This is a genomic window from Rhodobacter sp. NSM, assembly GCF_052244495.1.
Classification (GTDB): Bacteria; Pseudomonadota; Alphaproteobacteria; order Rhodobacterales; family Rhodobacteraceae; genus Cereibacter_A.
Map to the genome: position 1 here is coordinate 50,730 of NZ_JBQPXH010000002.1, position 24,919 is coordinate 75,648.

Annotated in this window: 21 protein-coding genes; 8 read left to right on the plus strand and 13 right to left on the minus strand. The window is 66.3% G+C overall.

Translation table 11 applies throughout. The features are described 5' to 3' along the window. Positions 1–7: 7 nt before the first annotated feature. The 7 genes from ACTVZP_RS04760 to cysQ all read right to left on the minus strand — a co-directional run bounded on the left by ACTVZP_RS04760 (position 8) and on the right by cysQ (position 7,923). Positions 8–1,705: a DUF5927 domain-containing protein gene (locus ACTVZP_RS04760; RefSeq protein WP_443210952.1), complete on the minus strand. Its 1,698-nt coding sequence runs from the start codon at positions 1,703–1,705 to the stop codon at positions 8–10. Between the two features lie 10 nt (positions 1,706–1,715). Continuing rightward, positions 1,716–2,726, minus strand: coding sequence for a glycosyltransferase family 2 protein (locus ACTVZP_RS04765; RefSeq protein WP_443210953.1), 1,011 nt, complete (start codon positions 2,724–2,726; stop codon positions 1,716–1,718). 42 nt (positions 2,727–2,768) lie between these two features. Continuing rightward, a complete protein-coding gene (locus ACTVZP_RS04770) occupies positions 2,769–3,992 on the minus strand; it encodes a glycosyltransferase (protein WP_443210954.1) in 1,224 nt (407 codons plus the stop codon). A gap of 12 nt (positions 3,993–4,004) precedes the next feature. Beyond that, a complete protein-coding gene (gene galU / locus ACTVZP_RS04775; protein WP_443210955.1) occupies positions 4,005–4,898 on the minus strand; it encodes a UTP--glucose-1-phosphate uridylyltransferase GalU in 894 nt (297 codons plus the stop codon). A 140-nt stretch (positions 4,899–5,038) separates the two neighbouring features. Then, positions 5,039–6,244, minus strand: coding sequence for a glycosyltransferase family 2 protein (locus ACTVZP_RS04780; protein WP_443210956.1), 1,206 nt, complete (start codon positions 6,242–6,244; stop codon positions 5,039–5,041). Beyond that, positions 6,241–7,038 (minus strand): 3-deoxy-manno-octulosonate cytidylyltransferase, encoded by a 798-nt coding sequence (locus ACTVZP_RS04785; RefSeq protein WP_443210957.1) that lies wholly within the window; start codon positions 7,036–7,038, stop codon positions 6,241–6,243. The genes ACTVZP_RS04780 and ACTVZP_RS04785 overlap by 4 nt, the downstream gene beginning before the upstream one ends. Before the next feature lie 90 nt (positions 7,039–7,128). After that, positions 7,129–7,923: a 3'(2'),5'-bisphosphate nucleotidase CysQ gene (cysQ, locus tag ACTVZP_RS04790; protein ID WP_443210958.1), complete on the minus strand. Its 795-nt coding sequence runs from the start codon at positions 7,921–7,923 to the stop codon at positions 7,129–7,131. A 123-nt stretch (positions 7,924–8,046) separates the two neighbouring features. On the opposite strand from cysQ, the gene ACTVZP_RS04795 reads away from it, so the two are divergent. The 5 genes from ACTVZP_RS04795 to infB all read left to right on the plus strand — a co-directional run bounded on the left by ACTVZP_RS04795 (position 8,047) and on the right by infB (position 14,416). Continuing rightward, on the plus strand, positions 8,047–8,868 hold the full coding sequence (locus ACTVZP_RS04795; RefSeq protein ID WP_443210959.1) for an ABC transporter permease: 822 nt from the start codon (positions 8,047–8,049) through the stop codon (positions 8,866–8,868). A gap of 135 nt (positions 8,869–9,003) precedes the next feature. After that, positions 9,004–9,618 (plus strand): ribosome maturation factor RimP, encoded by a 615-nt coding sequence (gene rimP, locus ACTVZP_RS04800; protein ID WP_443210960.1) that lies wholly within the window; start codon positions 9,004–9,006, stop codon positions 9,616–9,618. A 36-nt stretch (positions 9,619–9,654) separates the two neighbouring features. Further along, positions 9,655–11,262, plus strand: a complete 1,608-nt coding sequence (gene nusA, locus ACTVZP_RS04805) for a transcription termination factor NusA (RefSeq protein WP_443210961.1) — start codon at positions 9,655–9,657, stop codon at positions 11,260–11,262. Between the two features lie 14 nt (positions 11,263–11,276). After that, the gene (locus ACTVZP_RS04810) at positions 11,277–11,909 is read left to right on the plus strand and encodes an RNA-binding protein (RefSeq protein ID WP_443210962.1); all 633 of its coding nucleotides are present in this window, start codon (positions 11,277–11,279) and stop codon (positions 11,907–11,909) included. Further along, positions 11,906–14,416, plus strand: coding sequence for a translation initiation factor IF-2 (infB, locus tag ACTVZP_RS04815; RefSeq protein WP_443210963.1), 2,511 nt, complete (start codon positions 11,906–11,908; stop codon positions 14,414–14,416). The genes ACTVZP_RS04810 and infB overlap by 4 nt, the downstream gene beginning before the upstream one ends. A gap of 93 nt (positions 14,417–14,509) precedes the next feature. Here the strand turns inward: infB and ACTVZP_RS04820 are convergent, their stop codons facing one another. From ACTVZP_RS04820 to ACTVZP_RS04835, 4 genes are all read right to left on the minus strand, one after another. Further along, positions 14,510–14,650: a hypothetical protein gene (locus tag ACTVZP_RS04820; RefSeq protein WP_443210964.1), complete on the minus strand. Its 141-nt coding sequence runs from the start codon at positions 14,648–14,650 to the stop codon at positions 14,510–14,512. Positions 14,651–14,786: 136 nt separating this feature from the next. Then, positions 14,787–15,185 (minus strand): (deoxy)nucleoside triphosphate pyrophosphohydrolase, encoded by a 399-nt coding sequence (locus ACTVZP_RS04825; RefSeq protein WP_443210965.1) that lies wholly within the window; start codon positions 15,183–15,185, stop codon positions 14,787–14,789. Continuing rightward, complete coding sequence (gene argJ, locus ACTVZP_RS04830; protein ID WP_443210966.1) at positions 15,182–16,519, minus strand: bifunctional glutamate N-acetyltransferase/amino-acid acetyltransferase ArgJ; 1,338 nt, start codon at positions 16,517–16,519, stop codon at positions 15,182–15,184. The genes ACTVZP_RS04825 and argJ overlap by 4 nt, the downstream gene beginning before the upstream one ends. Positions 16,520–16,541: 22 nt before the next feature. After that, on the minus strand, positions 16,542–17,396 hold the full coding sequence (locus ACTVZP_RS04835) for a peptidylprolyl isomerase (RefSeq protein ID WP_443210967.1): 855 nt from the start codon (positions 17,394–17,396) through the stop codon (positions 16,542–16,544). A 198-nt stretch (positions 17,397–17,594) separates the two neighbouring features. Here ACTVZP_RS04835 and secA point away from each other — a divergent pair, with 198 nt between their 5' ends. The 3 genes from secA to ACTVZP_RS04850 all read left to right on the plus strand — a co-directional run bounded on the left by secA (position 17,595) and on the right by ACTVZP_RS04850 (position 22,890). After that, positions 17,595–20,303 (plus strand): preprotein translocase subunit SecA, encoded by a 2,709-nt coding sequence (gene secA / locus ACTVZP_RS04840; RefSeq protein ID WP_443210968.1) that lies wholly within the window; start codon positions 17,595–17,597, stop codon positions 20,301–20,303. A 148-nt stretch (positions 20,304–20,451) separates the two neighbouring features. After that, positions 20,452–21,375: a hypothetical protein gene (locus ACTVZP_RS04845; RefSeq protein WP_443210969.1), complete on the plus strand. Its 924-nt coding sequence runs from the start codon at positions 20,452–20,454 to the stop codon at positions 21,373–21,375. A gap of 42 nt (positions 21,376–21,417) precedes the next feature. Next, positions 21,418–22,890 carry a phosphate ABC transporter substrate-binding/OmpA family protein gene (locus ACTVZP_RS04850; protein ID WP_443210970.1) on the plus strand — a complete coding sequence of 491 codons (1,473 nt, stop codon included), beginning with the start codon at positions 21,418–21,420 and terminating at the stop codon, positions 22,888–22,890. Here ACTVZP_RS04850 and radC read toward each other — a convergent pair. Then, a complete protein-coding gene (gene radC, locus ACTVZP_RS04855) occupies positions 22,868–23,632 on the minus strand; it encodes a RadC family protein (RefSeq protein ID WP_443210971.1) in 765 nt (254 codons plus the stop codon). The genes ACTVZP_RS04850 and radC overlap by 23 nt on opposite strands. A 108-nt stretch (positions 23,633–23,740) precedes the next feature. Further along, complete coding sequence (dnaJ, locus tag ACTVZP_RS04860; RefSeq protein ID WP_443210972.1) at positions 23,741–24,886, minus strand: molecular chaperone DnaJ; 1,146 nt, start codon at positions 24,884–24,886, stop codon at positions 23,741–23,743. Between the last annotated feature and the right edge of the window lie 33 nt (positions 24,887–24,919).

Here is a 24,919-nt window from a genome sequence, read left to right on the forward strand (position 1 = left end):
TGATCCGTCACTTCACCAGATAAGGCCGCGCCCGGCGCGAATGCGCAGGTGCCCCGTCGCCCGTTGCCGAGAAATCTCCCATCAGCGTCGGCTGCATTCCCTGATTGCGCAGGTCCTGCAGGAACCGTCCGAAGCCCGTCATGTCCACCAGACGCGGCGCTTCGGTCATAGGGCGCAGCGCGCGGGGCGTGATCTCCTCCACGATTGTCTGCAACGGCTCCATCGGGCTCTCGACGAAATCGGCCAGCGTCCAGATCCGGACCCTGGCCTTCACCCATGAGGCGCGCAGAACGTCGAGCGCCTGCCCCTCGATCTTCTGGAGCCGCGCGGCCTCGCTCCGGCAGCTTGCGGCATCCTGCCCCGACCGGAAGAGCGGCACCGCCCAGGCACCTGAAATGACCGAGATCTGCGCGTTCCGGTCGCTTGCGATGAACTCGACGATCTGCTGCCGGTCCCTCGGGCCGAACTGGAAGCACTGGCGCTCGCCGCGGCAGTTCCAGATCAGGTTGGTGACGAAGCTGCGGGGATTGTAGTCGCGGATCGCTGGCGAGGCAGACAGCGCGCCGTCATAGATCGCCTCGCCCCCGGCAAACTCCACCCGGTCGGGCGCAAAGAGGTGGCCATGGACGCGGCTTCCCGCCAGCTTGCCGAGCCAGGGCTCGAAGTTCTCGAACAGTTCGGAGAACCCCGCGAAGACGGAATAGGGCGCGGCGGTCAGCGCCCCTTCCCATCCGGTGCGCGGGAAGCGGCTCTGCATGTAGAGGCCGGGGCGGCCGCGCGTCCGCCGCTCGGTCGCCTTCGAGAAGAGCCGGTCGATCTTCGTGGGGTTCGGCTCGGCCTCGGGCTGCACACCCGGACCTTCCGAGAGGAACACGCGGTAGAGCCGGTTCGCCTGGGGCCAGATCTTGCGGGCGACGAAGCAATCCGACCGGCGCAGGAGCTGGTGGTGGTCGTCATAGAAGATGTGCGGCTTGCCCTGGAAGTCGAACTTCGACAGCGTCAGCGACCGGCTTTCCACATGCCGCGAATGGAGCCGCGCCAGCGTCTGGAAATAGCTTTCGTCGGGGATCCAGACCCTGCGGAAATAGCCGTCGTACTCGGCCCGCCGCGGATCCTCGAGGATCGCCTGCAGGGTCTTCCGTGTCAGGCACCACCACTGGCTGCCCAGATGCGGCACCAGCCCCTGGGGAATGCGGCGGCTGTAGCCGATCCGCCGCTGGAGGCGCACGAACTGGTCGAAGAGCTTGCGCCTCTTGCGCCAGGAGAAGGGGAAGAGAAGCGTGAACCGCTCGATGTCGAGACCGCCGACGGTCCAGCCCACGTCCTCGGTCGTGACGGATTCGATGAAGTCCGTCTCGGGGCGTTCCTCGAGATAGCGGACCATTTCCTCGACAGGCCGCAGCGGCAGGCAGGATCCGGAGGCCAGGTAGACGTGGCTCGCCTGCGGAAATTCGCGCAGCATCACCTCTGCCGCCGAAATCGTGGCGCCGACGAGTCCCCATGTGCCCCATTCGCAGGCGTGTCGCTCGCAGAAGCGGACATCGGGCACGCCCTCGAGCAGGCGCTGCAACCGCTTGAAGCCCCGGTCGCGAACCCGCGCATCGACGTGGATCACCACCGGGCAGCCGCGTTCGGCCCAGTGACGGGCGACCTGCGCCGCCCGGTCGAAGGCCGTGTGGCAGAGCATGAGGAAGCCCGCGCCCAATCCGCCCCCTTCAGGCCCAGTTGCCCTTGGACATCAGCCCGTGAATCTCGAGCTGGCGCCAGTTGAGGTATTTTTCGCTCCACTTGCACCACAGGTCGAGCGAACCGCCGCGCCGCTCGTGATAGGCGCGGTATTCGTGGCTGTTTGCGTAGTGCTGGCGGCGCTGCATCTCCTCCTCCGCCTTCGCCGCGAATGTGTCGATGAACTTCGCGTGAAGCAGCACACCGGATGCCTTCTCGCCGCCCCATTCGTCGAAGGTGGAATTCAGGCCCCGCGGCAGAAGCATGTGGGTGGAGCTCGCAAAGCAGTAGCGCCGGTTCCAGCGCACCAGCGGGATCTTGTTCAGCGCGGGAGCGCGCTCCGGCCGGTCGGCAAAGAAGGCCCGTGCACGCGGTCCGCCCTGGATCCAGAGATTTCCATACAGGCTGTTGCGCGAGATAGTGTAGTTGCCCCGGTCGAACCAGCAGGCGGTCTCGAACGGATCCTGTCCCTCGGCGTAAGGTTCCGCGCCGACGGGTCCCTTGGGATACATGTCCAGCAACATGGCGCTGAACGACTTGATCGACGAGGCGTCGAGCCAGTCCGTCAGCGCCCGCAGCGGACGGCTGTCGCAGAACGGATAGACGAAGAACTCGTCCGGATCGACGACGAGGCACCAATGGCCGTGACCGTAGCGGCGCAACAGGTGGTTCAGCCAGTCGATCCCGAAGCGCGCGCGCTTGTAGCTGCGCGACGTGTGCCAGAGCGAGACGTCCGGCTGCCCGGCCAGATATTCCGCCGACCCGTCCGTCGAATTGTTGTCCACAAAGAAGAAATGCGTGACGCCGAGGTTGCGGTAATAGCGGAGAAACCACGGCAGGCGCACACGCTCGTTCCGGAGCGTGCAGAACAGAAGGATGTCCTCCCTGCGCACATCTCCGGCCCTGAAGCTCAGCGAGCGGAGTTCGAAGCTCTTGCGCAATGCGCGAAGCCGCCACGTCTTCCGCGCGATCCTGAGCCGGTATGTGGTTACAAAACTCAACTGCTCCTCGCCCTCGGGATCGTTCCCGCACCAGGAGCGTCGTCAGACGCGGCCGAAAACCAGATCGAAATGGTCCTGCCACGTCGGTGCGGGCCGCCCCGGAGCCCGCGGATGGCGCGACCTGTGCCCCCAGGTCGCGATTGTGCGCGCCCAAAGATACCGATCGGTCGCATCAAGGTAAACGGGATAGTCGTTCAAGGTTTTACGGACGGACGGAAGGGGGCTGCTGATGACCGGCACCCCCAAGGCCGCCGCCTCGACCGGAGGAATGCCGAACCCTTCCGCGAGGCTGGGGAAGAGCAAGGCCTCCGCCCCCTGCAGAAGGCTCGCCACCGCCTCGTCGGGCAGGCCCGATCGCTGGAAGATCGTCCGCCCGAAATGGGGGCTGTCGTCGAGACGGTGGAAGAACGCCGGAGACTCCCACCCCCGCGCACCGAGAAGCAGGAGCGCCGGAACTGCCGCCTCCGGCATCATGCCGTGCAGATCCTCCCAGACGTCGAGCAGAAGGCCAAGGTTCTTGCGTGGCTCGATCGTACCGAGCGCAATGAAGTATGGCCGGGACGGAGGAAGATCCGCCGGAACCCGCACCGCCTCCGGCTTCGCCAACGGGACGCCCAGTGGGGCGACGATGGTTTCCAGCGCGCGACCGTGCGATCCGCGATTGCTGGCGCGGCACAGAAAAGGCTCAGTGCTGGCGCGCACATCCTCGGAGGCATGGATGAGGACGTCGGCATGTGCCGAGACCGCCGCCAGCTTTCGTGCAAAGGCCTTCGGCGTGCCGGGCCGGGTCAGGTGGGGATGCTCGAGCGGGATCACGTCGTGGATCAGCACGGCCATCTTCAGGCCGGAGGCCCGGATCTGGCGCAGGGTCAGATCGGACAGGTTGGAATGGCCGGTGTTCAGATAGGAGGCACCCTGAGGCAGGTGGCGGCGCAGGAGGGCGGTCAGGCGCCACGGCGCGCTGCGGCCGATGGCGTTCCGGCGCGCCTCCGCCTCGATGCCTGCCCGCTCTGGCTGGCCGCGCCTGAGGAGACGGCCGATCAGGTCAGGCTGTCCGAACGACCCGATGCGAAATTTCTCGTGCAGTGCCGCCATGCCGGCGCGTCCGAGAAGCAGATAGCCGAGCGGAACGCGTAGCAAGCCGTGGACCGGATCGTCCTGCCGAAGAAGCTCGGACAGATAGGCGGCCTCGACGCGGTCAACGCCGGTGAGCGGCCCTCGCCCTGCCCGCGACGCGAGTCGCGTCAGGTCGAGAAGCCGCTGCATGCCGGCGGGTCGTTACTGAGCCGCCTTTTCCAGCGCCATCATGTCATGAAGATAGGTCGAGAACTCGTCGCGCAGTTCGGGACGCGCCAGTCCGAAGGCCACGGTGGCCTGAAGGAAGCCCGCCTTCGACCCGCAATCGTAGCGCTGGCCGCGGAAGCGGAAGCCATAGACCTTCCCCGAACCCTCGATCTCTTCGCCGATCGCATCGGTCAGCTGGATCTCACCGCCCGCGCCTTCCTTCTTGCGGTTCAGGTTGTTCAGCACTTTCGGCGTAAGGATGTAGCGCCCGATCACCGCGAGGTTCGAGGGCGGGTTCTCCTTCGGCTTCTCGACCATGCCGTTGACCTTCACGATCGAGCCCATGTCCTCCTCGACGGACAGCACGCCATAGGCCGAGGCCTTCTCGGGCGGAACCTCCATCGCGGCGACCATGTTGCCGCCGGTCTGCTCATAGGCCTCGACCATCTGCTGCAGGCAGGGCTTTTCGGCCGCGATCACGTCGTCAGGCAGCATCACCGCGAAAGGCTCGTCGCCGATCAGGCGCCGGGCGCACCAGACGGCGTGACCCAGGCCAAGGGCCTTGTGCTGGCGCACATAGGCGATGGCGCCGCTTTCCATGTTGGTGCTTTCAAGCACCTCGAGCAGATGCTCCTTCCCCGGCTTCTTCAGGGCTGCTTCGAGTTCGGGAGCGTTGTCGAAATAGTCCTCAAGCGCGCTCTTGCCGCGCGAGGTGACGAAGATGAATTCCTTGATGCCGGCCGCCCGAGCCTCATCGATCGCGTATTGGATCAGGGGGCGGTCGACCAGCGTCATGATCTCCTTCGGGATCGACTTGGTCGCCGGCAGAAAGCGCGTGCCCAGTCCGGCGACGGGGAAAACGGCTTTGGTTACCTTCTTTGTTGTCATAGCTCTCACTCTGCTTCGCCTGCCCTGATCCGCAGGCTCCGTGCAACCTACACGGAGTCCGAACCCGCCGCACCCTAAAGCGGCAATGTGTCGGCAAATTGGTGCCGGCCCTAAAAGTTCCGACATGTGGATAAGTTTTGTCAAAAATCGACCGGACGCACCTCCGAAAGGCGCATCTGCTCAGTTGCGATGCACATCCTTGGGTTGATCCGGCGCACGCGGGGGCCGTCCCGCACCGTGCGCCCGAAGATCCCGCCCTCTTGCAGCCAGATGCCCTGCGGAAGGAACTGGTGCCGATGCGGCCGCGCCGTGGGAGAGAGCAGCAGCACCGTAGCGATCCGCCCCGCTTCCGCTTCTTTCCCGGCCGCCGTCAGCAGCTTGTCCCGGGTGCGCCATGACCCGGCAAGGAAACATCCGGGCCGCGGTCCCGTGCCGGTAAGGGGCTGGACCGCTTCCGCAGCCGGCGGCATCGGCGGTGGATCGCTCAGCGGCCGCCGGTCCCCGTCCGCGAGACCGTCCTCGAGGCTCTGCAGCAGCCGCCGCAGGTCCCGCGGTTCGAGCCGCCCATCGATCATGTGACGCAGAAGCCGGCGGCGTTGCTCGTCACGCAGACACTCGTCGGCCTCCGCCCAGAGCTCGGGCGCGGCATGTCGCCGCAGAAAGAGGCGGCTGCTCTCCCCGACCTCGTGCAGCGAAAGCGGCACGCGGTCGGACCGGCGCCGGTCGCTCGCCGCGAATCCGTGGTGGACCTCGGCCTTCGGGACGATGGCGGTGAGGCCCCGAAGCCGGCGGCAGAGGTCGGTCTCGTCCAGATAGAAGCGGAAGGCGGGGTCGAAGCCGCCCGCTTCGCGCAGCGCCAAGGCGCGGAACGCGGCATTCGTTCCCTGCACCCGCGGCACCAGACCGCCCTCTGGCACGCAGAGCGTGATACCCCCGGGCGTTACAGGCAGCGGATGATCCCGGCCCGTGGCATCCACGGCGGACGCACGCCACTGGAAGGAGATCCCGTTCCTTCCGCGCACGAACCCTCCTGCCGCGACCACGCGCTCGTCCTGAAAGGGCGTGACCAGACGAGAGAGCCAGGTCGGCTCGGGCACCGCGTCGTCGTCGAGAAAGGCGATGACCTCGCCCGCGGCTCGGGCGATGCCCGCGTTGCGCGCGGCAGAGATGTTGGGTTCGTCGAACGGCACGCGCTTGATCGGCAGGTCCGGCAGCGCGGCAAGGCCCTCCTCGTCCGCGACCACGACCAGTTCGAAACAGGGATGGTCCTGCTGCCGGATCGCGGTGACGGCGCGCGCCAGCAACCCGGGCCGGCCGCGGCTCACCACGATCAGGCTGGGCGTCATCCGGCCTGCATCTCGGCGAGCATCGCCTCGATGCGCGCGACGTCCTCCGGGTTGTTCAGTTCCCAGAACTGGCGACCGCGCGCCTCGACTTCGACGCAGAGCACGCGGCGACCGTTCTCGAGGAAGCGGAGTTGCTCGAGCCCCTCGAGGTCCTCCAGCGGCCCGACCGGCCAGTCGGGATAAACCTCCAGCGTGGCGGGACGGTAGGCATAGACGCCGACGTGGTGGAAGACGGGCGTATCGTCAGCATCCGCGAAGCGCCGGCCGGTGTAGGGGATGACCTCCTTCGAGAAGTAGAGGGCATGGCGCGTGGCACCGAAGACTGCGGTCGTTCCGCCGACGCGGCCCGCGCGGCGGTCGTCGAGGAAGCCGTTGAGCGCACGCCCGTCGCAACGCAGCACCGGCGTCGCCACCTCGGCCGAGGGATCGGCGCGAAGGCCCGCGATCAGCTCCTCGACGAACCATGCCGGCGTGAGCGGCGCATCACCCTGCAGGTTCACGACGATGTCATAACCCGGCAGCACCCGAGCAACCTCGGCGCAGCGTTCGGTCCCGTTCCGGCAGGATGAGGAGGTCATCACCACCTCGGCGCCGAAGGCTTCCGCGGCGACGCGGATGCGCTCGTCGTCGGTCGCCACCACTACGCGATCCACGCCGCGGACCGCCATCGCGGCTTCCCAGCTGCGCTGGATCAGCGTCTTGCTGGTTCCGTCCGGATCGCGCAGCGCCACGAGCGGCTTGCCCGGATAGCGGGTGGAGGCGTAGCGGGCAGGAATGGCGATCAGGACAGACATTTCAGTTTCCGGTGCTGTGCGTCAGGCGGCGCGCCCGGCGCAGTGGGAAGCAGGTTGCGGACGGGTCGCACAGGCAGGTGCCTCGCCGCCTCAGCTTTGCAGGGTGACACCCGGGGCATGGGCGATGAAGAAGGGATTGTCCCAGCCCGGCTTGCCATAGGCCAGCGGCTGGTGATCGTCGAAGCGGACGACCACGCCGCCGGCACCGCGCAGGACCGCGTCACCCGCCGCCGTATCCCACTCCATCGTGCGGCCGAGGCGCGGATAGAGATCCGCCTCGCCGGTCGCGACGAGGCAGAACTTCAGGCTCGAGCCGGCGCTGGTCATGTCCCTCACCGCGTAGCGGCCGATATAGTCGTCGGTCGCCTGATCGCGGTGTGACTTCGAGGCCACAACCATCAGCGCCCCGTTGTCGGGTTTCGACACCGAAATGCGGCGGAGGTTGCCGGGTTTCATCTTGTCGAGCGCACCCGTCTCCTCGACGGCGGTGCCGTCCGCCAGCGTATAGAAGAGGCGGCCCTTGGCCGGAGCATAGACCACGCCCCGCACCGGCACGCCGTCCTCGACATAGGCTATGTTCACCGTGAAGTCGCCGCGGCGCTGGACGAATTCCTTCGTTCCGTCCAGAGGATCGACGATGAGGAAGGTCTTCGCCGCGAGCGCGTGAGACTCGGCCTGCTCCTCCGTTATCAGCGGAACGTCGGGATAGGCCGCGCGCAGGCCCGCCGAGATCAGGCGGTCGGCCGCCTCGTCCGCCTCGGTGACCGGGCTTGCGTCGGACTTCGCCTTCACCTCGAAATCGGGGCCGTTGTAGACCTCCATGATCCGGTCGCCGGCTTCCAGCGCAAGACGGCGGATGAGGGCGACGAGCTCTTCGTGATTCATGCGGATGTCTCGGAATTGTTGCTTGGCTGCGGTCGCGCCCTTATCATGGCTCGGCAGGAAAACGGCAAGGTTTCCATGCAAGGGTTCGACGGAACACCGTCAGGGACGAGGTGAAGAGAGACGATGTTCCGCTCGCAGAGGCGCCGCTCGACGCTGGGCCTGGCCTTCGGCCAACTCGAACTCATCTTCCACGCAACGGTTCGCTCGATCCGGCGGGGGCACGGCAATGCCGTCCTGGGCCTTCTGGCCAGCATCGGCCAGACGCTGCTGATGGTGGCCGCGTTCTACATCCTGTTCGAGCTTCTGGGACTTCGCCAGGCCGCCATCCGGGGCAACTACCTGCTCTTCATGATGTCGGGCATCTTCATGTTCATGACCCATGTGAAATCCATGGGCGCGGTCATGAAGGCCGACGGGCCGACGTCGGCGATGATGAAGCACGCGCCGATGAACACCATCATCTCGATCTCTGCCGCCGCCCTGGGCGCGCTCTATATCCAGATCCTCTCGGCCGCCTTCGTCCTCTACTTCTACCACGCGGCGGTGGAACCGATCACCATCGACGATCCGGTCGGCGCGGTGGGGATGCTGCTGCTTTCCTGGGGATCGGGCGTGGCGATCGGCATGATCTTCCGATCCGCCAAGCCGTGGAGCCCCGGGGCGGTCGGGATGATCGCCGCGATCTACATGCGCCTGAACATGATCGCCTCGGGAAAGATGTTCGTGGCCAATGCGACACCGGGCTACGTCCTTCAGTTCTTCGACTGGAACCCCCTCTTCCACACCATCGACCAGGGGCGCGGCTTCATCTTCCTCAACTATTTTCCGCATCACAGCTCGATCGGATATCCGGTGAAGGTCATGATCGCCTGCCTGATGATCGGGCTGATCGGAGAGTATTACACGCGGATGCACGCCTCGCTCAGCTGGAGTGCGGGGCGCTGACTCAATCGGCGCTTGCGTCCCGGCGGAATCGGGCCTATACGCGCTGACATAGCGGCGCCTCGGCCTCCAACCCCGATGGTTCCACCGATGATCGCAACGGGCCGCTTGGCCCGTTTTTTCGTTTTGGGGTTCCCCATGTCCGACCTCGTCGCCAAGACCGCCATCGACCGCCGCCTCGCCGAGATCGTGACGCCGGTGATCGAGGGCATGGGATTCGAGCTCGTCCGCCTCAGGCTGATGAGCGGCAAGACCCGCACCCTGCAGATCATGGCCGACCGGCCCGATGGTGGGATCGTCGTCGACGAATGCGCCGAGATCTCGACCGCCGTCTCCGCCGTGCTCGACGTCGAGGATCCGATCGACGAGAATTACACGCTCGAGGTTTCCAGCCCCGGCATCGACCGTCCCTTGACCCGGCTCAAGGACTTCGACGTCTGGACCGGCTACGAGGCCCGGATCGAAACCTCCGAACTCATCGACGGACGCCGCCGCTTCAAGGGCGAGCTGGCGGGAACCGAGGGCGACGAGGTGCTGATCACCATCGAGGACGGGCGCGACGGCTACGTCACCATCGGGCTGAAGTTCGACTGGCTCGCCGATGCGAAGCTGATCCTGACGGACGAGCTCATCGCCGAGATGCTGCGCCAGAAGAAGGCCTCGGGCAACTTCGACGAGAGCCAGTTCGACGAGATCGAGGAATTGGAAGGCGAGGAGGCCGACGAGGCCGAGCAGCCTCCCACCAAGCACTGACCAACCCGCCACTGACCGTTTACCGGGAGCACGACCATGGCAATCACCTCTGCCAACCAGCTTGAACTGCTGCAAACCGCCGAGGCGGTCGCGCGGGAGAAGATGATCGATCCCGATCTGGTGATCCAGGCGATGGAAGAGAGCCTCGCACGCGCCGCAAAGTCGCGCTACGGCTCGGACCTCGACATCCGGGTGAAGATCGACCGCAAGACCGGCCGCGCAACCTTCGCCCGCATCCGCACCGTGGTCGAGGACGAGCTGATCGAGAATCACCACGCGCAGCTCACGGTCAAACAGGCGAAAAGTTACCTCGCCGATCCCAAGATCGGCGACGAGATCATCGACGAGGTGCCGCCGGTGGATCTCGGCCGGATCGCCGCGCAATCGGCCAAGCAGGTCATCCTGCAGAAGGTGCGCGAGGCCGAGCGCGACCGTCAGTATGACGAGTTCAAGGACCGCAAGGGCACGATCATCAACGGCGTGGTCAAGCGCGAGGAATACGGCAACATCATCGTCGACATCGGCCGGGGCGAGGGCATCCTGCGCCGCAACGAGAAGATCGGCCGCGAAAGCTACCGCCCGAACGACCGCATCCGCGCCTATATCAAGGACGTCCGGCGTGAGGCCCGCGGCCCGCAGGTCTTCCTCAGCCGCACCGACCCGCAGTTCATGGCCGAACTGTTCAAGATGGAAGTGCCGGAGATCTACGACGGCATCATCGAGATCAAGGCCGTGGCCCGCGATCCGGGCTCGCGCGCGAAGATCGCGGTCATCTCCTACGACAATTCGATCGACCCGGTCGGCGCCTGTGTGGGTATGCGCGGCAGCCGCGTGCAGGCTGTGGTGAACGAGCTTCAGGGCGAGAAGATCGACATCATCCCGTGGAACCAGGACCAGGCCACGTTCCTCGTGAATGCGCTCCAGCCGGCCGAGGTCTCCAAGGTCGTGATCGACGAGGAAGCCGGCAAGATCGAGGTGGTGGTGCCCGACGAGCAGCTGTCGCTCGCCATCGGCCGCCGCGGCCAGAACGTGCGCCTCGCCAGCCAGCTCACCGGCCTCGACATCGACATCATGACCGAGGCCGACGAATCGGCTCGCCGCCAGGCCGAGTTCGCCGAGCGGACGAATCTCTTCATGGAGACCCTTGATATCGACGAGATGATGGCCCAACTTCTGGTCTCCGAAGGGTTCACGAACCTTGAGGAAGTGGCCTACGTCGACCCCGAGGAACTTCTTTCGATCGACGGATTTGACGAGGATACGGCCGCCGAACTTCAGGCCCGTGCCCGCGATCATCTGGAAGAAGCCAATCGCAAGGCTCTGGAATCCGCCCGCGCCCTTGGGCTCGAGGACTCTCTTGCCAATTTCGAGGGGCTGACCCCGCAGATGCTCGAGGCGCTGGCCAAGGACGGCATCAAGACGCTCGAAGACTTCGCCACCTGCGCGGACTGGGAACTGGCCGGCGGCTGGACCACCGTGAACGGGCAGCGCGTGAAGGACGAGGGCGTCCTCGAGAAGTTCGACGTGAGCCTCGAGGAAGCGCAGCATCTGGTGATGACCGCGCGCGTCATGCTGGGTTGGGTCGACCCGACCGAACTTGCGCCGGAAGCGGCGGAAGAGGAAGAGACGGAGGGCGAGGCCTGAGCCTCGCTTTGCCGATGACGCGCGGAGGCCGGGACGACATGAGGGACGAGCCGGAACGGCGTTGCCTCGCCACGGGCGAGAGCGCGCCGAAAACGGGTCTCGTCCGTTTTGCACTTGGTCCCGAGGGCGAGGTCGTCCCTGACATCCTCGGGCGGTTGCCCGGTCGGGGGATGTATCTCTCGGCCGACCGCGCGGCGATCGAGAAGGCCGCGAAGAAGGGCCTCTTCGCCCGCGCTGCGCGCCAGCCGGTGAAGGTGCCCGAGGGGCTCGCGGATCTGGTGGAGGCGCAACTCGCCCGCCGGGTGGTGGATCTGATCTCGCTCGCACGCAAGGCGGGAAAGGCGGTCGCGGGATACGAGAAGGTGAAGGACTGGCTGTCGAAGGACGAGGCGGAAGTTCTCATCCAGGCCAGTGACGGGTCGGAGCGCGGCAAATCGAAGCTGCATCCGCCTCACGGAAAAAGGTCGTTCATCGGCTGCCTGACGGCCCGGGAATTGGGTTTGGCATTCGGCCGTGAACATGCGATACACGGCGCGCTCGCGGCTGGTGGACTCACGACGCGCGTTCAGGATGAAGCGGCCAGGCTGGCCGGACTTCGCGGGCATATCGGCGGCAGGGCCGCCGGAAGGGATACGAAAGACGCATGAGCGATACAGACGGCAAGAAACCCCTCGGCCTGGGTGGCGGCTCGCGTTCGGGCCAGGTGAAGCAGAGCTTCAGCCACGGCCGCACAAAGAGTGTCCTGGTCGAGACGAAGCGCAAGCGCGTTGTCGTTCCGAAGCCGGGTGCCTCGGGGTCGTCGACCACGACGAACTCGCCGTCGCACCTGGGCGATCCGGCGAAGCGTCCTGCAGGCATCTCCGATGCCGAGATGGAGCGCCGCCTCGCCGCGCTGCGCGCAGCCAAGCTGCGCGAGGTCGAAGAGGCCAAGCGTCGCGAAGAGGACGAGCGCCAGCGCGAGGAAGAGCGTCAGCGGCGCCGCGAGGAACTCGAGGCGAAGGAACGCGAGGAGCGTGAGCGCGCCGAGGCCCTTCGCCAGAAGGCCGAGGACGAGGAACGTGCCCGCCGCGAGGCTGAAGAGGCCGCCCGGCGAGCCGAAGAAGCCAAACGGGCCCCGGCTCCGGCCGCGCCGCAACCTGCGGCGCCCGAATCGCGCGCTTCCGCGCCGCCGTCGGCGAAGCCCGGTCTGGCGCCCTCGCGCAAGGAGCGCGAGCGCGAGGCCGAGCGTGACCGCGCGACCAAGAAGGACGACTCGCGCCGGTCGGGCAAGCTCACGCTGAACGAAGCTCTCTCGGGCGAAGGTGGCCGCACGCGGTCGCTCGCCGCGATGAAGCGCAAGCAGGAGAAGGCCCGCCAGAAGGCGATGGGCTTCGGCCACAAGGCCGAGAAGCAGGTGCGCGACGTGCAGCTGCCCGAGACGATCCTGGTGCAGGAGCTCGCCAACCGCATGGCGGAGCGGGCTGCCGATGTGGTCAAGGCGCTCATGAAGATGGGCATGATGGTCACGATGAACCAGACCATCGACGCCGACACCGCCGAGCTGGTGATCGAGGAATTCGGCCACCGCGCCGTCCGCGTGTCGGACGCCGACGTCGAGCATGTGATCGACACGGTCGAGGACAAGGCCGAAGACCTCCAGTCGCGCCCGCCGATCATCACGATCATGGGGCACGTCGACCACGGCAAGACCTCGCTGCTGGACGCGATCCGCAAGACGAGCGTCGTCTCGGGCGAGGCCGGTGGCATCACGCAGCACATCGGCGCCTATCAGGTGACGACGGACAGCGGCGCGGTGCTGACCTTCCTCGACACGCCCGGCCACGCGGCTTTCACCTCGATGCGTGCCCGTGGCGCGCAGGTGACGGACATCGTCGTGCTGGTGGTGGCTGCCGATGATGCGGTGATGCCGCAGACGGTCGAGGCGATCAAGCATGCCAAGGCCGCGAAGGTCCCGATGATCGTCGCGATCAACAAGATCGACAAGCCGGACGCGCAGCCCGACAAGGTCCGCACGGACCTGCTGCAGCACGAGGTCATCGTCGAGAAGATGTCCGGCGACGTCCTCGACGTCGAGGTCTCGGCCAAGACGGGCAAGGGCCTCGACTCGCTGCTCGACAACATCGCGTTGCAGGCCGAGATCCTCGACCTGCGGGCCAATCCCAAGCGGCAGGCCCAGGGCGCGGTGATCGAAGCCAAGCTCGACGTCGGTCGTGGGCCGGTGGCCACTGTGCTGGTCCAGCACGGCACGCTGAAGCGCGGCGACATCTTCGTCGTCGGGCAGCAGTGGGGCAAAGTGCGCGCGCTCATCAACGACAAGGGCGAGCGTGTGGACGAGGCCGGTCCTTCGGTTCCTGTCGAGGTTCTGGGCCTGAACGGCACGCCCGAAGCGGGCGACGTGCTGAACGTGGTCGAGACCGAGGCCCAGGCGCGCGAGATCGCCGACTACCGCGAGAAGGCCGCCCGCGACAAGCGGGCAGCGGCGGGTGCCGCCACGACGCTCGAGCAGCTGATGGCCAAGGCCAAGGCCGATGCCGACGTCGCCGAACTGCCGGTGGTCATCAAGGCCGACGTGCAGGGCTCGGCCGAGGCGATCGTGCAGGCGCTCGAGAAGGTCGGCAACGACGAGGTCCGCGTGCGCGTGCTTCACTACGGCGTGGGCGCGATCACCGAAAGCGACATCGGCCTTGCCGAGGCGTCGCAGGCGGCGGTCATCGGCTTCAACGTGCGGGCCAACGCCTCGGCACGCCAGGCCGCGAACCAGAAGGGCGTGGAGATCCGCTACTACAGCGTGATCTACGACCTCGTTGACGACGTGAAGAAGGCAGCCTCGGGCCTGCTCAAGGCGGAAGTGCGCGAGCACTTCATCGGCTACGCCCAGATCAAGGAGGTCTTCCGGATCACCGGCGTGGGCAACGTCGCAGGCTGTCTCGTGACGGAAGGCGTGGCGCGGCGGTCCGCTGGCGTGCGCCTGCTGCGCGAGAACGTCGTTATCCACGAGGGTACGCTGAAGACGCTGAAGCGCTTCAAGGACGAGGTCAAGGAAGTGCAGTCCGGTCAGGAATGCGGCATGGCCTTCGAGCGTTACGAGGACATCCGTCCCGGCGACGTGATCGAGATCTTCGAGCGCGAGGAAGTGCAGCGCAAGCTGGCGTGATGCCGGCACTGCAACAGAACGGAAAAGGAAAGGCCGGGCAGATTGCCCGGCCTCTTCATTCGTAGCGACACGTTGCGCGCAGATCCCTTGACGTCAGGCGGCACGCTTCGTCGGGATAGGATATCCGACGTAAGTCTTCTCGTCCACGCGGACCATCACCTTCCCATCGGCCATCTGGCCGACGAGCAGGCCCTGAACCGAGACGCAGCTACCGATCGTGATTGTTCTGAGCATTGCTTTTTCCCCAAGAAGCAAGTTTCCCCAGTCACACGCTAGTCGCAAACCGATACAGAAACACGCGCGATCTTGGTCGTAGAGCCTTTTTAGGGTGCGACATATGAACGAATGAGACTCTGCGGCAACAGAAATGCTACAGCCAGTCGCGAAGGATGGGGATGAGCGGCAGGTCGGCAGGCGGCATCGGATAGTCGCGTAACGCCTGCGGCCGCACCCAGGCGAGCTTCTGCCCTTCGCGCGGCTGGGCGATGCCCTCCCACCGGCGGCAGGCAAAGAGCGGCATCAGCAGGTGAAAGCTGTCATAGGCATGGCTCGCGAATGTGAGGGGCGCGAGGCAGCTCGTCTTCGTGTCGATGCCAAGTTCTTCCTTCAGCTCGCGGATCAGGGCGCTTTCGGGGCTCTCACCCGGCTCGACCTTTCCGCCGGGAAATTCCCAGAGGCCCGCGAGGGACTTGCCCTCGGGCCGCTGAGCGAGCAGGACGCGGCCATCCCCGTCAATGAGGGCCACCGCCGAAACGAGGACGATCCTCACGACCGGTAGTCGGCGTTGATGTCGATGTAGCGGTGGGTCAGATCGCAGGTCCAGACTGTCCGCGCGCCCTTGCCCAACCCCAGATCGACGGCGATTACCAGTTCCGCCCGCTTCATGTAGGCGGCTCCGTCCTCTTCGCGGTAGTCGGGGCTGCGCCAGCCGTTTTCGGCCACGAGGATGTCGCCGAACCGGATCGAGAGCCGGTCGCGGTCCGCCGCGGCGCCGGACTTGCCCACCGCCATGACGATACGGCCCCAGTTCGGATCCTCTCCGGCGATGGCGGTCTTGACCAGCGGCGAGTTGGCGATCGCCATCGCCACCCGATGCGCGTCCTCGGGGCTCTCGGCGCCGGTCACCCGGACCTCGACGAACTTCGTCGCGCCCTCGCCGTCGCGGACGACCTGCTGCGCCAGATCGAGCATCACCCGCCCGAGCGCCGCCTCGAAGTCGCGGCCGGCCTTCGACCGGCCGTTGAGCTCCGCGGCAGGGGATGCGCCTGTCGCAGCCAGCAGCAGCGCGTCCGAGGTCGAGGTGTCGCTGTCCACCGTGATCGCGTTGAACGTGGCCACCACCTGCCGCGAGAGCATCTTCTGCAGGAGAGGCTGCGGGATCTTCGCATCGGTGAAGATGTAGACCAGCATCGTGGCCATGTCGGGCGCGATCATGCCCGATCCCTTGGCGATGCCCGCGATGCGAATCTCGCCGCCCTCGGCCTCGATCACGGCCGAGGCGCCTTTCGGGAAGGTGTCGGTCGTCATCATGGCGCGGGCCGCCATCTCGATGGCATCGCCCGAGAGGCCCTCCACGAGGTCCGGGATCTTCGCGGTGATGCGTTCATGCGGCAGCGGCTCGCCGATCACGCCGGTGGAAGAGGAGAAGACCCGCTCGACCGGAAGATCGAGCGCCGCCGCCACACCGCCGGTCACGGCCTCGACAGCCTCGACTCCGACGGTTCCGGTAAAGGCATTCGAGTTGCCCGAGTTGACCACGATCGCCGCGCCGGCCTCGGAGGTCCTGCCGATCTTCGCCTGGCAGTCGAGCACGCAGGCCGCGCGTGTGGACGAGCGGGTGAAGACACCCGCCATCGCCGTCCCCGGCGCGAGGAGGATCAGCATGACGTCCTTGCGGTTCTGATACCGCACACCGGCCTCGACGGCCGAGAACTCCACCCCGCCGATGGCCGGCAGGGTGGGGAAGGCTTCGGGGGCAAGCGGCGAGACCGTCTTGACGGCTTTCTGCTTCGCCTCCGGCTTTTCGGCCTTCAGGCGGGCCCTGAGCTTGGACAGCTTCTTCTTCAGAGCCTTCGCTTCGTCCTTCCAGTCGGTCTTGGCCATGCCCGTGCCTCCGTTATGCGGATCAGTCGAGCAGTTCTTCCTTCCGAAGCGTGGCGGGGTCAATCCCCTCACCCGGCCGGCTGATGTCCGCGCTGGCCGTCACTTCTTCGATGTGGCGGGCGATGGCTTCCTGCTCGATCTGCCCGGCAAGCTCGTCGCGCATCTCGTCGAGCGAGGGCTTCTCGGCGATCCGGGTCTCGTTCAGCTTGATCAGGTGCCAGCCGAACTGGGTCTGGATCGGTCCCGCGACCTCGCCGGGCTTCATCTTGACCACGGCATCCTCGAAGGGCTTGACCATCATGCCGAGCCCGAACCAGCCGAGCGATCCGCCATTGGCGGCGGCACCGTCCGAGGAATGCTCCTTCGCCATCGTGGCGAAATCGGCGCCGCCCTCGATCTCGGTCTTCAGCTTCTGGGCCTCTTCCTCGCTCGCAACGAGGATGTGCGAGGCACTGTATTCGGTCTGCGGCGCGGCATCGGCGAAGCGCGCGTCGTAGGCTGCCTGCAGCGCCTCGTCGGTGACGGCACCCTCAACCACGCGGCGCATTGCCACGGCCGAGAGGAAGCCACGCTCTTCGTTCTGAAGCGACAGCTGGTCGCGCTTGGTTACCGTGCCTTCGACGGACTGCGCCAGCGCCGCCTGCTGGACGAGCTGTTCGAGAATGCCCTTGAACAGCGACTCGTCAGGCAGGCTCTGATACTGCTCGGGCAGGCCGGCCCGGAGGGCGATCATGTGGCCGAGCGTGATGTCCTGGCCGTTGACCGTGGCCACCACGGTATCGGCCGTCACCTCCTCGGCACGGACCGGTGCGGCCAGCGCCAACGCGCAGACGGCCGCTACCGAAGCGCCCCGCCAGAACCTTGCAATGTTCGCCATTCTCACCTTCTCCTGAACGGCCGCGCCCTCGCGCGACGTTGACTTGACCCCTCCATCCCCTTACATCGCTGGGGTCGCGTGAGCCGGGGCCGGGCTGTCTGCCTTCTAGGAGACTACGGGCGGCAGGAGCAAGGCCGATGCCTCACACGATCATGTCAAGAGGACTTGGCTTGTCAGGAACGACCAGGCGGAGAAAACATGCTGGGTCTCGGAACGCTCACGAGAAAGATCTTCGGAACCCCCAACGACCGCAAGGTAAAATCGGTCCGGAGTCTCGTCGCGCGCATCAACGAGCTTGAGGCGGACTTTCAGAAGCTCTCGGACGAGGGCATCAGGCAGAAGACCGTCGAATTCCAGCGCCGCGTGCAGGACGGCAGCGAAAGCCTCGACGATCTTCTGCCGGAAGCCTTCGCCAACTGCCGCGAGGGGGCCCGCCGGGCGCTCGGCCTGCGCGCCTTCGACGTGCAGCTGATGGGCGGGATCTTCCTCCATCAGGGCAATATCGCCGAGATGAAGACCGGCGAGGGCAAGACGCTGGTCGCGACCTTCCCGGCCTACCTGAACGCGCTTGCCGGCAAGGGCGTGCACATCGTCACGGTCAACGACTACCTCGCCAAGCGCGACGCCGAGTGGATGGGCAAGGTCTACGCCCAGCTCGGGCTCAGCACCGGCGTGGTCTACCCGTTCCAGACCGAGGAAGAGAAGCGGTTGGCCTATGCCGCCGACATCACCTATTCGACGAACAACGAGCTCGGCTTCGACTACCTTCGCGACAACATGAAGTCGTCCAAGGAAGAGATGAAGCAGCGCGGCCACTTCTTCGCCATCGTCGACGAAGTGGACTCGATCCTGATCGACGAGGCCCGGACCCCGCTCATCATCTCGGGCCCGAGCCAGGACCGCAGCGACCTCTACACCAAGGTGGACAAGCTGATCCCGGAACTCGTGGAGGAGCATTACAAGCTCGACGAGAAGACGCGGAACGTGACCTTCACCGAGGAAGGCAACGAGTTCCTCGAGAAACGGCTGCTCGAGACGGGCCTGCTACCCGAAGGCCAGTCGCTCTATGACCCGGAAAGCACGACCATCGTGCACCACGTCAACCAGGGTCTGCGCGCGCACAAGCTGTTCCACCGCGACCAGCAGTACATCGTCCGTAACGACGAGATCATGCTGATCGACGAATTCACCGGCCGCATGATGCGCGGACGCCGCCTCTCCGACGGCCTTCATCAGGCCATCGAGGCGAAGGAAGGGGTCTCGATCCAGCCCGAGAACGTGACGCTCGCGTCGGTGACGTTCCAGAACTACTTCCGGCTTTACGAGAAGCTCGCCGGTATGACCGGCACGGCGGCGACCGAGGCCGAGGAATTCATGGAGATCTACGGCCTCGGCGTGGTGGAGGTGCCGACGAACCGGCCGGTCGCGCGGGCGGACGACCATGACGCGGTCTATCGCACGGCACGCGAGAAGAACGACGGCATCATCGAGTCGATCAAGGAGGCCCATGGCCGCGGACAGCCGATCCTCGTCGGCACCACCTCGATCGACAAGTCCGAGGCTCTGTCAGAGCTCCTGAAGGGCGCCGGTATCCCGCATAACGTGCTGAACGCGCGCCAGCACGAACAGGAGGCGCAGATCGTCGCCGATGCAGGCAAGCTTGGCGCGGTGACCATCGCGACCAACATGGCCGGCCGCGGTACCGACATCCAGCTCGGCGGCAACGTCGAGATGAAGGTGATGCAGGCACTCGCCGCCGATCCTTCGGCCCATCCCGACGAGGTTCGCGCCCGCATCGAGGCCGAGCACGCCGAGGAGAAGGAGAAGGTCAAGGAAGCCGGCGGCCTCTTCGTGCTCGGCACTGAGCGCCACGAGTCGCGCCGGATCGACAACCAGCTCCGCGGCCGCTCGGGCCGTCAGGGCGACCCCGGCCGCTCGGCCTTCTTCCTCAGCCTTGAAGACGACCTGATGCGGATCTTCGGCTCGGACCGGCTCGACAAGGTGCTTTCGACGCTCGGGATGAAGGACGGCGAGGCCATCGTCCACCCCTGGGTGAACAAGTCGCTCGAGAAGGCGCAGGCAAAGGTCGAGGGGCGCAACTTCGACATCCGCAAGCAGCTTCTCAAGTTCGACGACGTGATGAACGACCAGCGCAAGGCCATCTTCAGCCAGCGCCTCGAGATCATGGAGACCGAAGATCTCTCCGAGATCGCGCAGGACATGCGCTATCAGGTGATCGACGACCTGATCGACATGCACATGCCGCCTCGCAGCTACTCCGATCAGTGGGATGTCGAGGGCATGCACCGGGCGGTGATGGACAAGCTGGGCCTCGATGCTCCGATCACCAAATGGGCGCAGGAGGAAGGCGTCGATCAGGACGTGGTGCGCGAACGCCTGTGCGAGGCTTCCGACCGGCAGATGTCCGAGAAGACGGAAGCCTTCGGGCTGGAAACCATGCGGTCGATCGAGAAGCAGATCCTGCTTCAGACCATCGACGCCAAGTGGCGCGAGCATCTCCTGACGCTCGAGCATCTGCGGTCGGTCGTGGGCTTCCGCGGCTATGCGCAGCGCGACCCGCTGTCGGAATACAAGACCGAGGCCTTCTCGCTCTTCGAGTCGATGCTGAACTCGCTGAGGCAGGACGTGACACAGAAGCTTGCCCAGGTGCGCCCGCTGACCGAGGAAGAGCAGCAGGCAATGATGCGGCAGATCCTCGATCAGCAGCGCGCCGCGGCCCCTGCACCCCAGCCTCAGGCCGCGACGGCGCCTCAGCCCGCGCCTGAACTGGTTGGGGCCGGAGATGGCGAATCGGAGCCTGCCGCCTGGGGCGACGTGGCGAGGAACGAGCCCTGCCCTTGCGGCTCCGGCCTCAAGTACAAGCACTGCCACGGCCGACTTGAGTGATTGCGGCGAGAATGCGGCAAGGATGGGCCGCATTCTCGCGCTGGGCGGATTGAAGCCGAGCAATTGAGGCAGCTCGGCAGGTTTTCGCCACCAATAGGCCCGTTTTGATCGTTACCCATTTCGCACCGGCAGCATGGCGGAGCGGGGAATGGAGCGGACGCGGAAACTGGCGACGGCAGCGGTGACGCTGACCCTCGCATTGGCAGCCGGCCAGTACATGGAGTGGACGGCGAAGCGCGCGCGGACGGACATCCGGCCGACCCATGTCGAAGCGGTATCTGCCGGGCCGGGGACGTTGATCGCGCCGGCTCTCGTCACGCCCTCGGCGCGGCGTCTTCCCATCGACCATGCACATTTCCTGCTGCCCGAGGATCAGCCGACCCCTGCTCCGATGACCGCGGACGTGAGCGGACCTGCCTGCCTCACCAGCCTCACGCTCGCGGCTGAGCCTGCTGCGATGCTCGCCCTGACGTTGGCAGCGCCGTGTCGGCCGGACGAGCGCGTTGTTCTGCGCCATGCCGGGCTGGCCGTCACGGGCCGCCTCTCGTCCGCAGGGCACCTGACCGCCCATCTGCCTGCGCTCGATGCGTCCGGGAGCGTGTCGATCCTTTTCGCGGATGGCTCCGAAGCGCAGGCGGCCCAGCCAGTACCCGAGGTGGCCGCGCTTCACCGTTTCGGCGTCCAGTGGCTCGGCTCCGATGCGATCGAGGTCAGCGCCCATGCCGGCGACGCCCATCATGGCGACGCCGGACATGTCTCGGCCGTCGATCCCGGCCGCACATCCGATCGCGGTGGTTTCCTGTCGCTGCTGGGCGAGACGGAGGTCCCGCTGCCGATGCTGGCGGAAGTCTACACCTTCCCGACCGACGGAACTCAGGCGAGCGTCCAGCTGGAGGCGGAAGTCACCGCCTCGACCTGCGCGCGCACCCTGATGGGCGACGTAGTGGAAAGTGTCGGCGGGCGCGTCTTCGTCACCGAACTGACACTCGAGATGCCGGCATGCGACGCGGTCGGTGACTATATCGTGTTGAAGAATCTGTCCCGAAACCTGAATATGGCCGCCTCGCAATAGGGGCAGGCTGGGTGCATGGGTCGGAGGGGGTCGCGCGCGGCGATGTTCGTCGCGCTGTTCTGGGTTGCCGCGGGTGCCAGTGCGCAGGACATCACCCTCACATCCCGCAGCGGCGCCATTGCACTCGATGGGCAGCTTCTGGGCTTTGACGGAGAGTTCTACCGGATCGGCACGAAATACGGAGCGCTCACCGTCGACTCGGGTGGTGTGACCTGCACCGGACCCGGCTGCCCTGAACTGAAGGCGCCGGTCGCAGACATCCGCATCCTCGGCGCGACCGAGGCGGGGAACGGCATCCTGCCGCGTCTCCTGCAGGCGGAGGCCGAGGCCCGCGGCTATTCACTGCGCCCGCTGGAGAAGGAGATCGGCTTCGCAACCGAAGTTCTCGACGGCAAGGGCGAAGCCGTCGCGCGTGTCAGCTTCACCCCGTCCCCGCCCGCCGTTGCGGCCGAGGCGCTCGCGTCCGGAGCAGCCGAACTGGTCATTGCGGCGCATGCCGAGGAAGGCATGACGACGCGTGTGCTGGCTCTCGACGCGCTGGTGCCGATCGTCGCCGCCGACAACCCTCTGCCCCGGATCTCGACGTGGGATCTCGCGCGGGCGCTCTCCGGCGAGATCGCCAACTGGAAGGACCTGGGCGGCCCGGACATGCCGCTCGTGCTGCACGCGCTGGCTGCCGACATCAGCCTGGAAGCCGCTCTCGAGGCGCGGCTCGGCCGGCCGATTGCGGCGAGCGTCACGCATCCGGATCTGGCGAGCCTCGCCGCGGCGGTGGCCCGCGATCCCTACGCGCTTGCCATCACCGGCCTCACGGCACAGGGCGCGGCCCGGGCACTGCCCCTGACCGACAGTTGTGGCTTTCCGCTGGTGCCGTCGCCGCTTGCCGTCAAGTCCGAGGATTACCCTCTCGCCCTGCCGGTCTTTCTGGTCACGCCCCGTCGGCGCTTGCCGCTCTTCGCGCGCGAGTTCCTCGAATTTCTTTCCTCTGCGCCCGCTCAGCAAGCCGTGGCCGAGGCTGGTTTCGTGGACCGGCGCCCAAGCCGCGTCCCGCTTTCGAGCGATGGCCAGCGCCTGATGAACGCGATCCGCGCCGCGGGGGAGGAGGTTCCGCTGTCCGAACTCAAGCGGCTGACCGATCTCATGGCCGGAGCAGAGCGGCTTTCGATCACCTTCCGTTTCGAGGAGGGCGGAGACACGCTGGAGGCGCAGAGCCGCGACAGCCTGTCCGAACTCGTGAAGCTGATCGACATCGGTCGCTTTCGGGGCCAGCAGCTGATGCTGGTCGGCTTCTCGGACGGGCGCGGACCAGCCGAAGGCAATCTCGACCTTTCGCGCGCCCGGGCTGAAGCGGTGGCGAAGGCCATGCGCGAGGCGCTGCCGGACCTCTCGCCGCCGCTCGTCGAAGGGTTTGGCGAGGCGCTGCCGCTGGCCTGCGACACGACCGTCGCCGGGAGGCGCATGAACCGGCGCGTCGAACTCTGGCTCAGGCCGCTCACAGATAGTTCTGGGCCCTGAAGCTCAGCTCGCGCTCTTTCCCAACGATGAGATGATCGTGGAGAACGATGCCGAGGGCGGTAGCGGCATCCTGGATCTGCGCCGTCATGGCGATATCCTGCTCGGAGGGCGTCGGATCGCCCGAGGGGTGATTGTGCACGAGGATCAGCGCCGAGGCATTCAGTTCGAGCGCCCGCTTCACCACCTCGCGCGGGTAGACAGGCACGTGATCCACCGTTCCACGCGCCTGTTCCTCGTCGGCGATCAGGACGTTCTTGCGGTCGAGATAGAGCACCCGGAATTGTTCGGTCTCGCGGTGCGCCATGGTCGTGTGGCAGTAGTCAAGGAGGGCGGCCCAGGAGGACAGCACCGCCCGGTGCATCACCCGTGCCCGCGCCATCCGCTGCGCCACCGCCTCGACGATCTTCAGGTCCTGCGCACTCGCCTCGCCCATCCCTTCCACCTCGACCAGCCGGGCAGGTTCAGCCGCGATGACGCGGTTGAGATCGCCGAAGCGGTCGATCAGACGGCGCGCGAGCGGCTTCACATCCTGCCGGGGAATGCTGCGAAAGAGCAGAAGTTCGAGCAGTTCGTAATCCGGCATGGCCCCGGCGCCGCCGTCCTGGAAGCGTGCCCGCAGGCGCTTGCGATGGTCTGCAATGTAGGAGGGCAACCTTCCGGGGAGCGGCACTGCCAGTGCCTCATCCTCATCACCCGGGAAGAGGGGCAGGGCAGCTTCGTGAAAGGACCGCGTCGCACACATCGGCAGAGTTTGCCGGACGATCCGTTTCCAGACCGTTAATGTTCGGCGCGTTCACGGGGTGATCTGGCGCATCCCCGACAAGAAGGACGCGACCTTCCGTCGGTCGCGTCAGCCCGTCATCCCGTCCCAGAAGCCCTTTACCTTCGAGAAGAAGCTCTTGCCTTCCGGGTTGTTGTCCTCGGACAGCTTCTCGAATTCGCGCAGCAGTTCCTTCTGACGGACGGTCAGGTTCACCGGGGTCTCGACGGCGAGTTCGATCAGCATGTCGCCGCTGCCACCGCCGCGCAGGGCGGGCATCCCCTTGCCGCGCAGGCGCATCTGCTTGCCGGTCTGGCTGCCCGCCGGGATCTTGACGCGGCTGGAGCCGCCGTCGATCGTCGGCACCTCGACCTCGCCGCCCAGTGCGGCCGCGGTGATCGTGACCGGAACCCGACAGAAGAGGTGGACGCCGTCGCGCTGGAAGAGCGCATGCTCGCGCACCTCGATGAAGATGTAGAGGTCGCCCGCCGGGCCGCCGCGCATCCCGGCCTCGCCCTCGCCGGCCAGACGGATGCGCGTTCCGGTCTCGACCCCCGCCGGGATGTTGACCGAAAGCGACCTTTCCTTCTCGACCCGTCCCGCGCCGTGGCAGACCTTGCACGGGTTCTTCACGATCTGGCCCATACCGTTGCAGGTCGGGCAGGTGCGTTCCACGGTGAAGAAGCCCTGCTGCGCCCGAACCTTGCCCATGCCCGAGCAGGTCGGACAGGTCACGGGCTCGGCCCCGCCCTCGGCTCCGGTTCCCTTGCAGGAGTCGCAGACGATGGAAGCTGGCACGCTGATGGTCTTCTGGACGCCCCTGTAGGCCTCGTCGAGTGTCACGCGCAGGTTGTAGCGCAGGTCTGAGCCGCGCTGAGCCCTGCTGCGCGCGGCGCCTCCGCGGCCACCCATGAAGTCGCCGAAGAGATCCTCGAACACGTCGGAGAAGGCCGAGGCGAAATCGGCCTGCTGGCCATATCCGCCGCGTGCACCGCCGCCGCCCATCCCGCCCTCGAAGGCCGCATGGCCGTATCGGTCGTAGGCCGCCTTCTTGTCCGAGTCGCGCAGGACGTCGTAGGCCTCGTTCACCTCCTTGAACTGGGCCTCCGCCTGAGGATTATCCGCATTCCGGTCGGGGTGAAGCTCCTTCGCCTTCGTCCGGTAGGCTTTCTTCAGCTCGTCAGCCGAGGCATTGCGGGATACGCCCAGAACCTCGTAGAAATCGCGCTTCGCCATTGGCACATCCCCTTGGGCCACGCGAGTGGGGCG

Bases quoted from the DNA above. Each gene is read 5' to 3' on its own strand.
- ACTVZP_RS04845 (WP_443210969.1), top strand. From the start codon at position 20,452: ATGGAGCGGACGCGGAAACTGGCGACGGCAGCGGTGACGCTGACCCTC.
- ACTVZP_RS04780 (WP_443210956.1), bottom strand. From the start codon at position 6,244: ATGACGCCCAGCCTGATCGTGGTGAGCCGCGGCCGGCCCGGGTTGCTG.
- ACTVZP_RS04850 (WP_443210970.1), top strand. From the start codon at position 21,418: ATGTTCGTCGCGCTGTTCTGGGTTGCCGCGGGTGCCAGTGCGCAGGAC.
- ACTVZP_RS04785 (WP_443210957.1), bottom strand. From the start codon at position 7,038: ATGTCTGTCCTGATCGCCATTCCTGCCCGCTACGCCTCCACCCGCTAT.
- rimP (WP_443210960.1), top strand. From the start codon at position 9,004: ATGTCCGACCTCGTCGCCAAGACCGCCATCGACCGCCGCCTCGCCGAG.
- ACTVZP_RS04770 (WP_443210954.1), bottom strand. From the start codon at position 3,992: ATGCAGCGGCTTCTCGACCTGACGCGACTCGCGTCGCGGGCAGGGCGA.
- secA (WP_443210968.1), top strand. From the start codon at position 17,595: ATGCTGGGTCTCGGAACGCTCACGAGAAAGATCTTCGGAACCCCCAAC.
- argJ (WP_443210966.1), bottom strand. From the start codon at position 16,519: ATGGCCAAGACCGACTGGAAGGACGAAGCGAAGGCTCTGAAGAAGAAG.
- ACTVZP_RS04795 (WP_443210959.1), top strand. From the start codon at position 8,047: ATGTTCCGCTCGCAGAGGCGCCGCTCGACGCTGGGCCTGGCCTTCGGC.
- ACTVZP_RS04820 (WP_443210964.1), bottom strand. From the start codon at position 14,650: ATGCTCAGAACAATCACGATCGGTAGCTGCGTCTCGGTTCAGGGCCTG.
- ACTVZP_RS04810 (WP_443210962.1), top strand. From the start codon at position 11,277: ATGACGCGCGGAGGCCGGGACGACATGAGGGACGAGCCGGAACGGCGT.
- radC (WP_443210971.1), bottom strand. From the start codon at position 23,632: ATGTGTGCGACGCGGTCCTTTCACGAAGCTGCCCTGCCCCTCTTCCCG.
- cysQ (WP_443210958.1), bottom strand. From the start codon at position 7,923: ATGAATCACGAAGAGCTCGTCGCCCTCATCCGCCGTCTTGCGCTGGAA.
- galU (WP_443210955.1), bottom strand. From the start codon at position 4,898: ATGACAACAAAGAAGGTAACCAAAGCCGTTTTCCCCGTCGCCGGACTG.
- infB (WP_443210963.1), top strand. From the start codon at position 11,906: ATGAGCGATACAGACGGCAAGAAACCCCTCGGCCTGGGTGGCGGCTCG.
- nusA (WP_443210961.1), top strand. From the start codon at position 9,655: ATGGCAATCACCTCTGCCAACCAGCTTGAACTGCTGCAAACCGCCGAG.
- dnaJ (WP_443210972.1), bottom strand. From the start codon at position 24,886: ATGGCGAAGCGCGATTTCTACGAGGTTCTGGGCGTATCCCGCAATGCC.
- ACTVZP_RS04835 (WP_443210967.1), bottom strand. From the start codon at position 17,396: ATGGCGAACATTGCAAGGTTCTGGCGGGGCGCTTCGGTAGCGGCCGTC.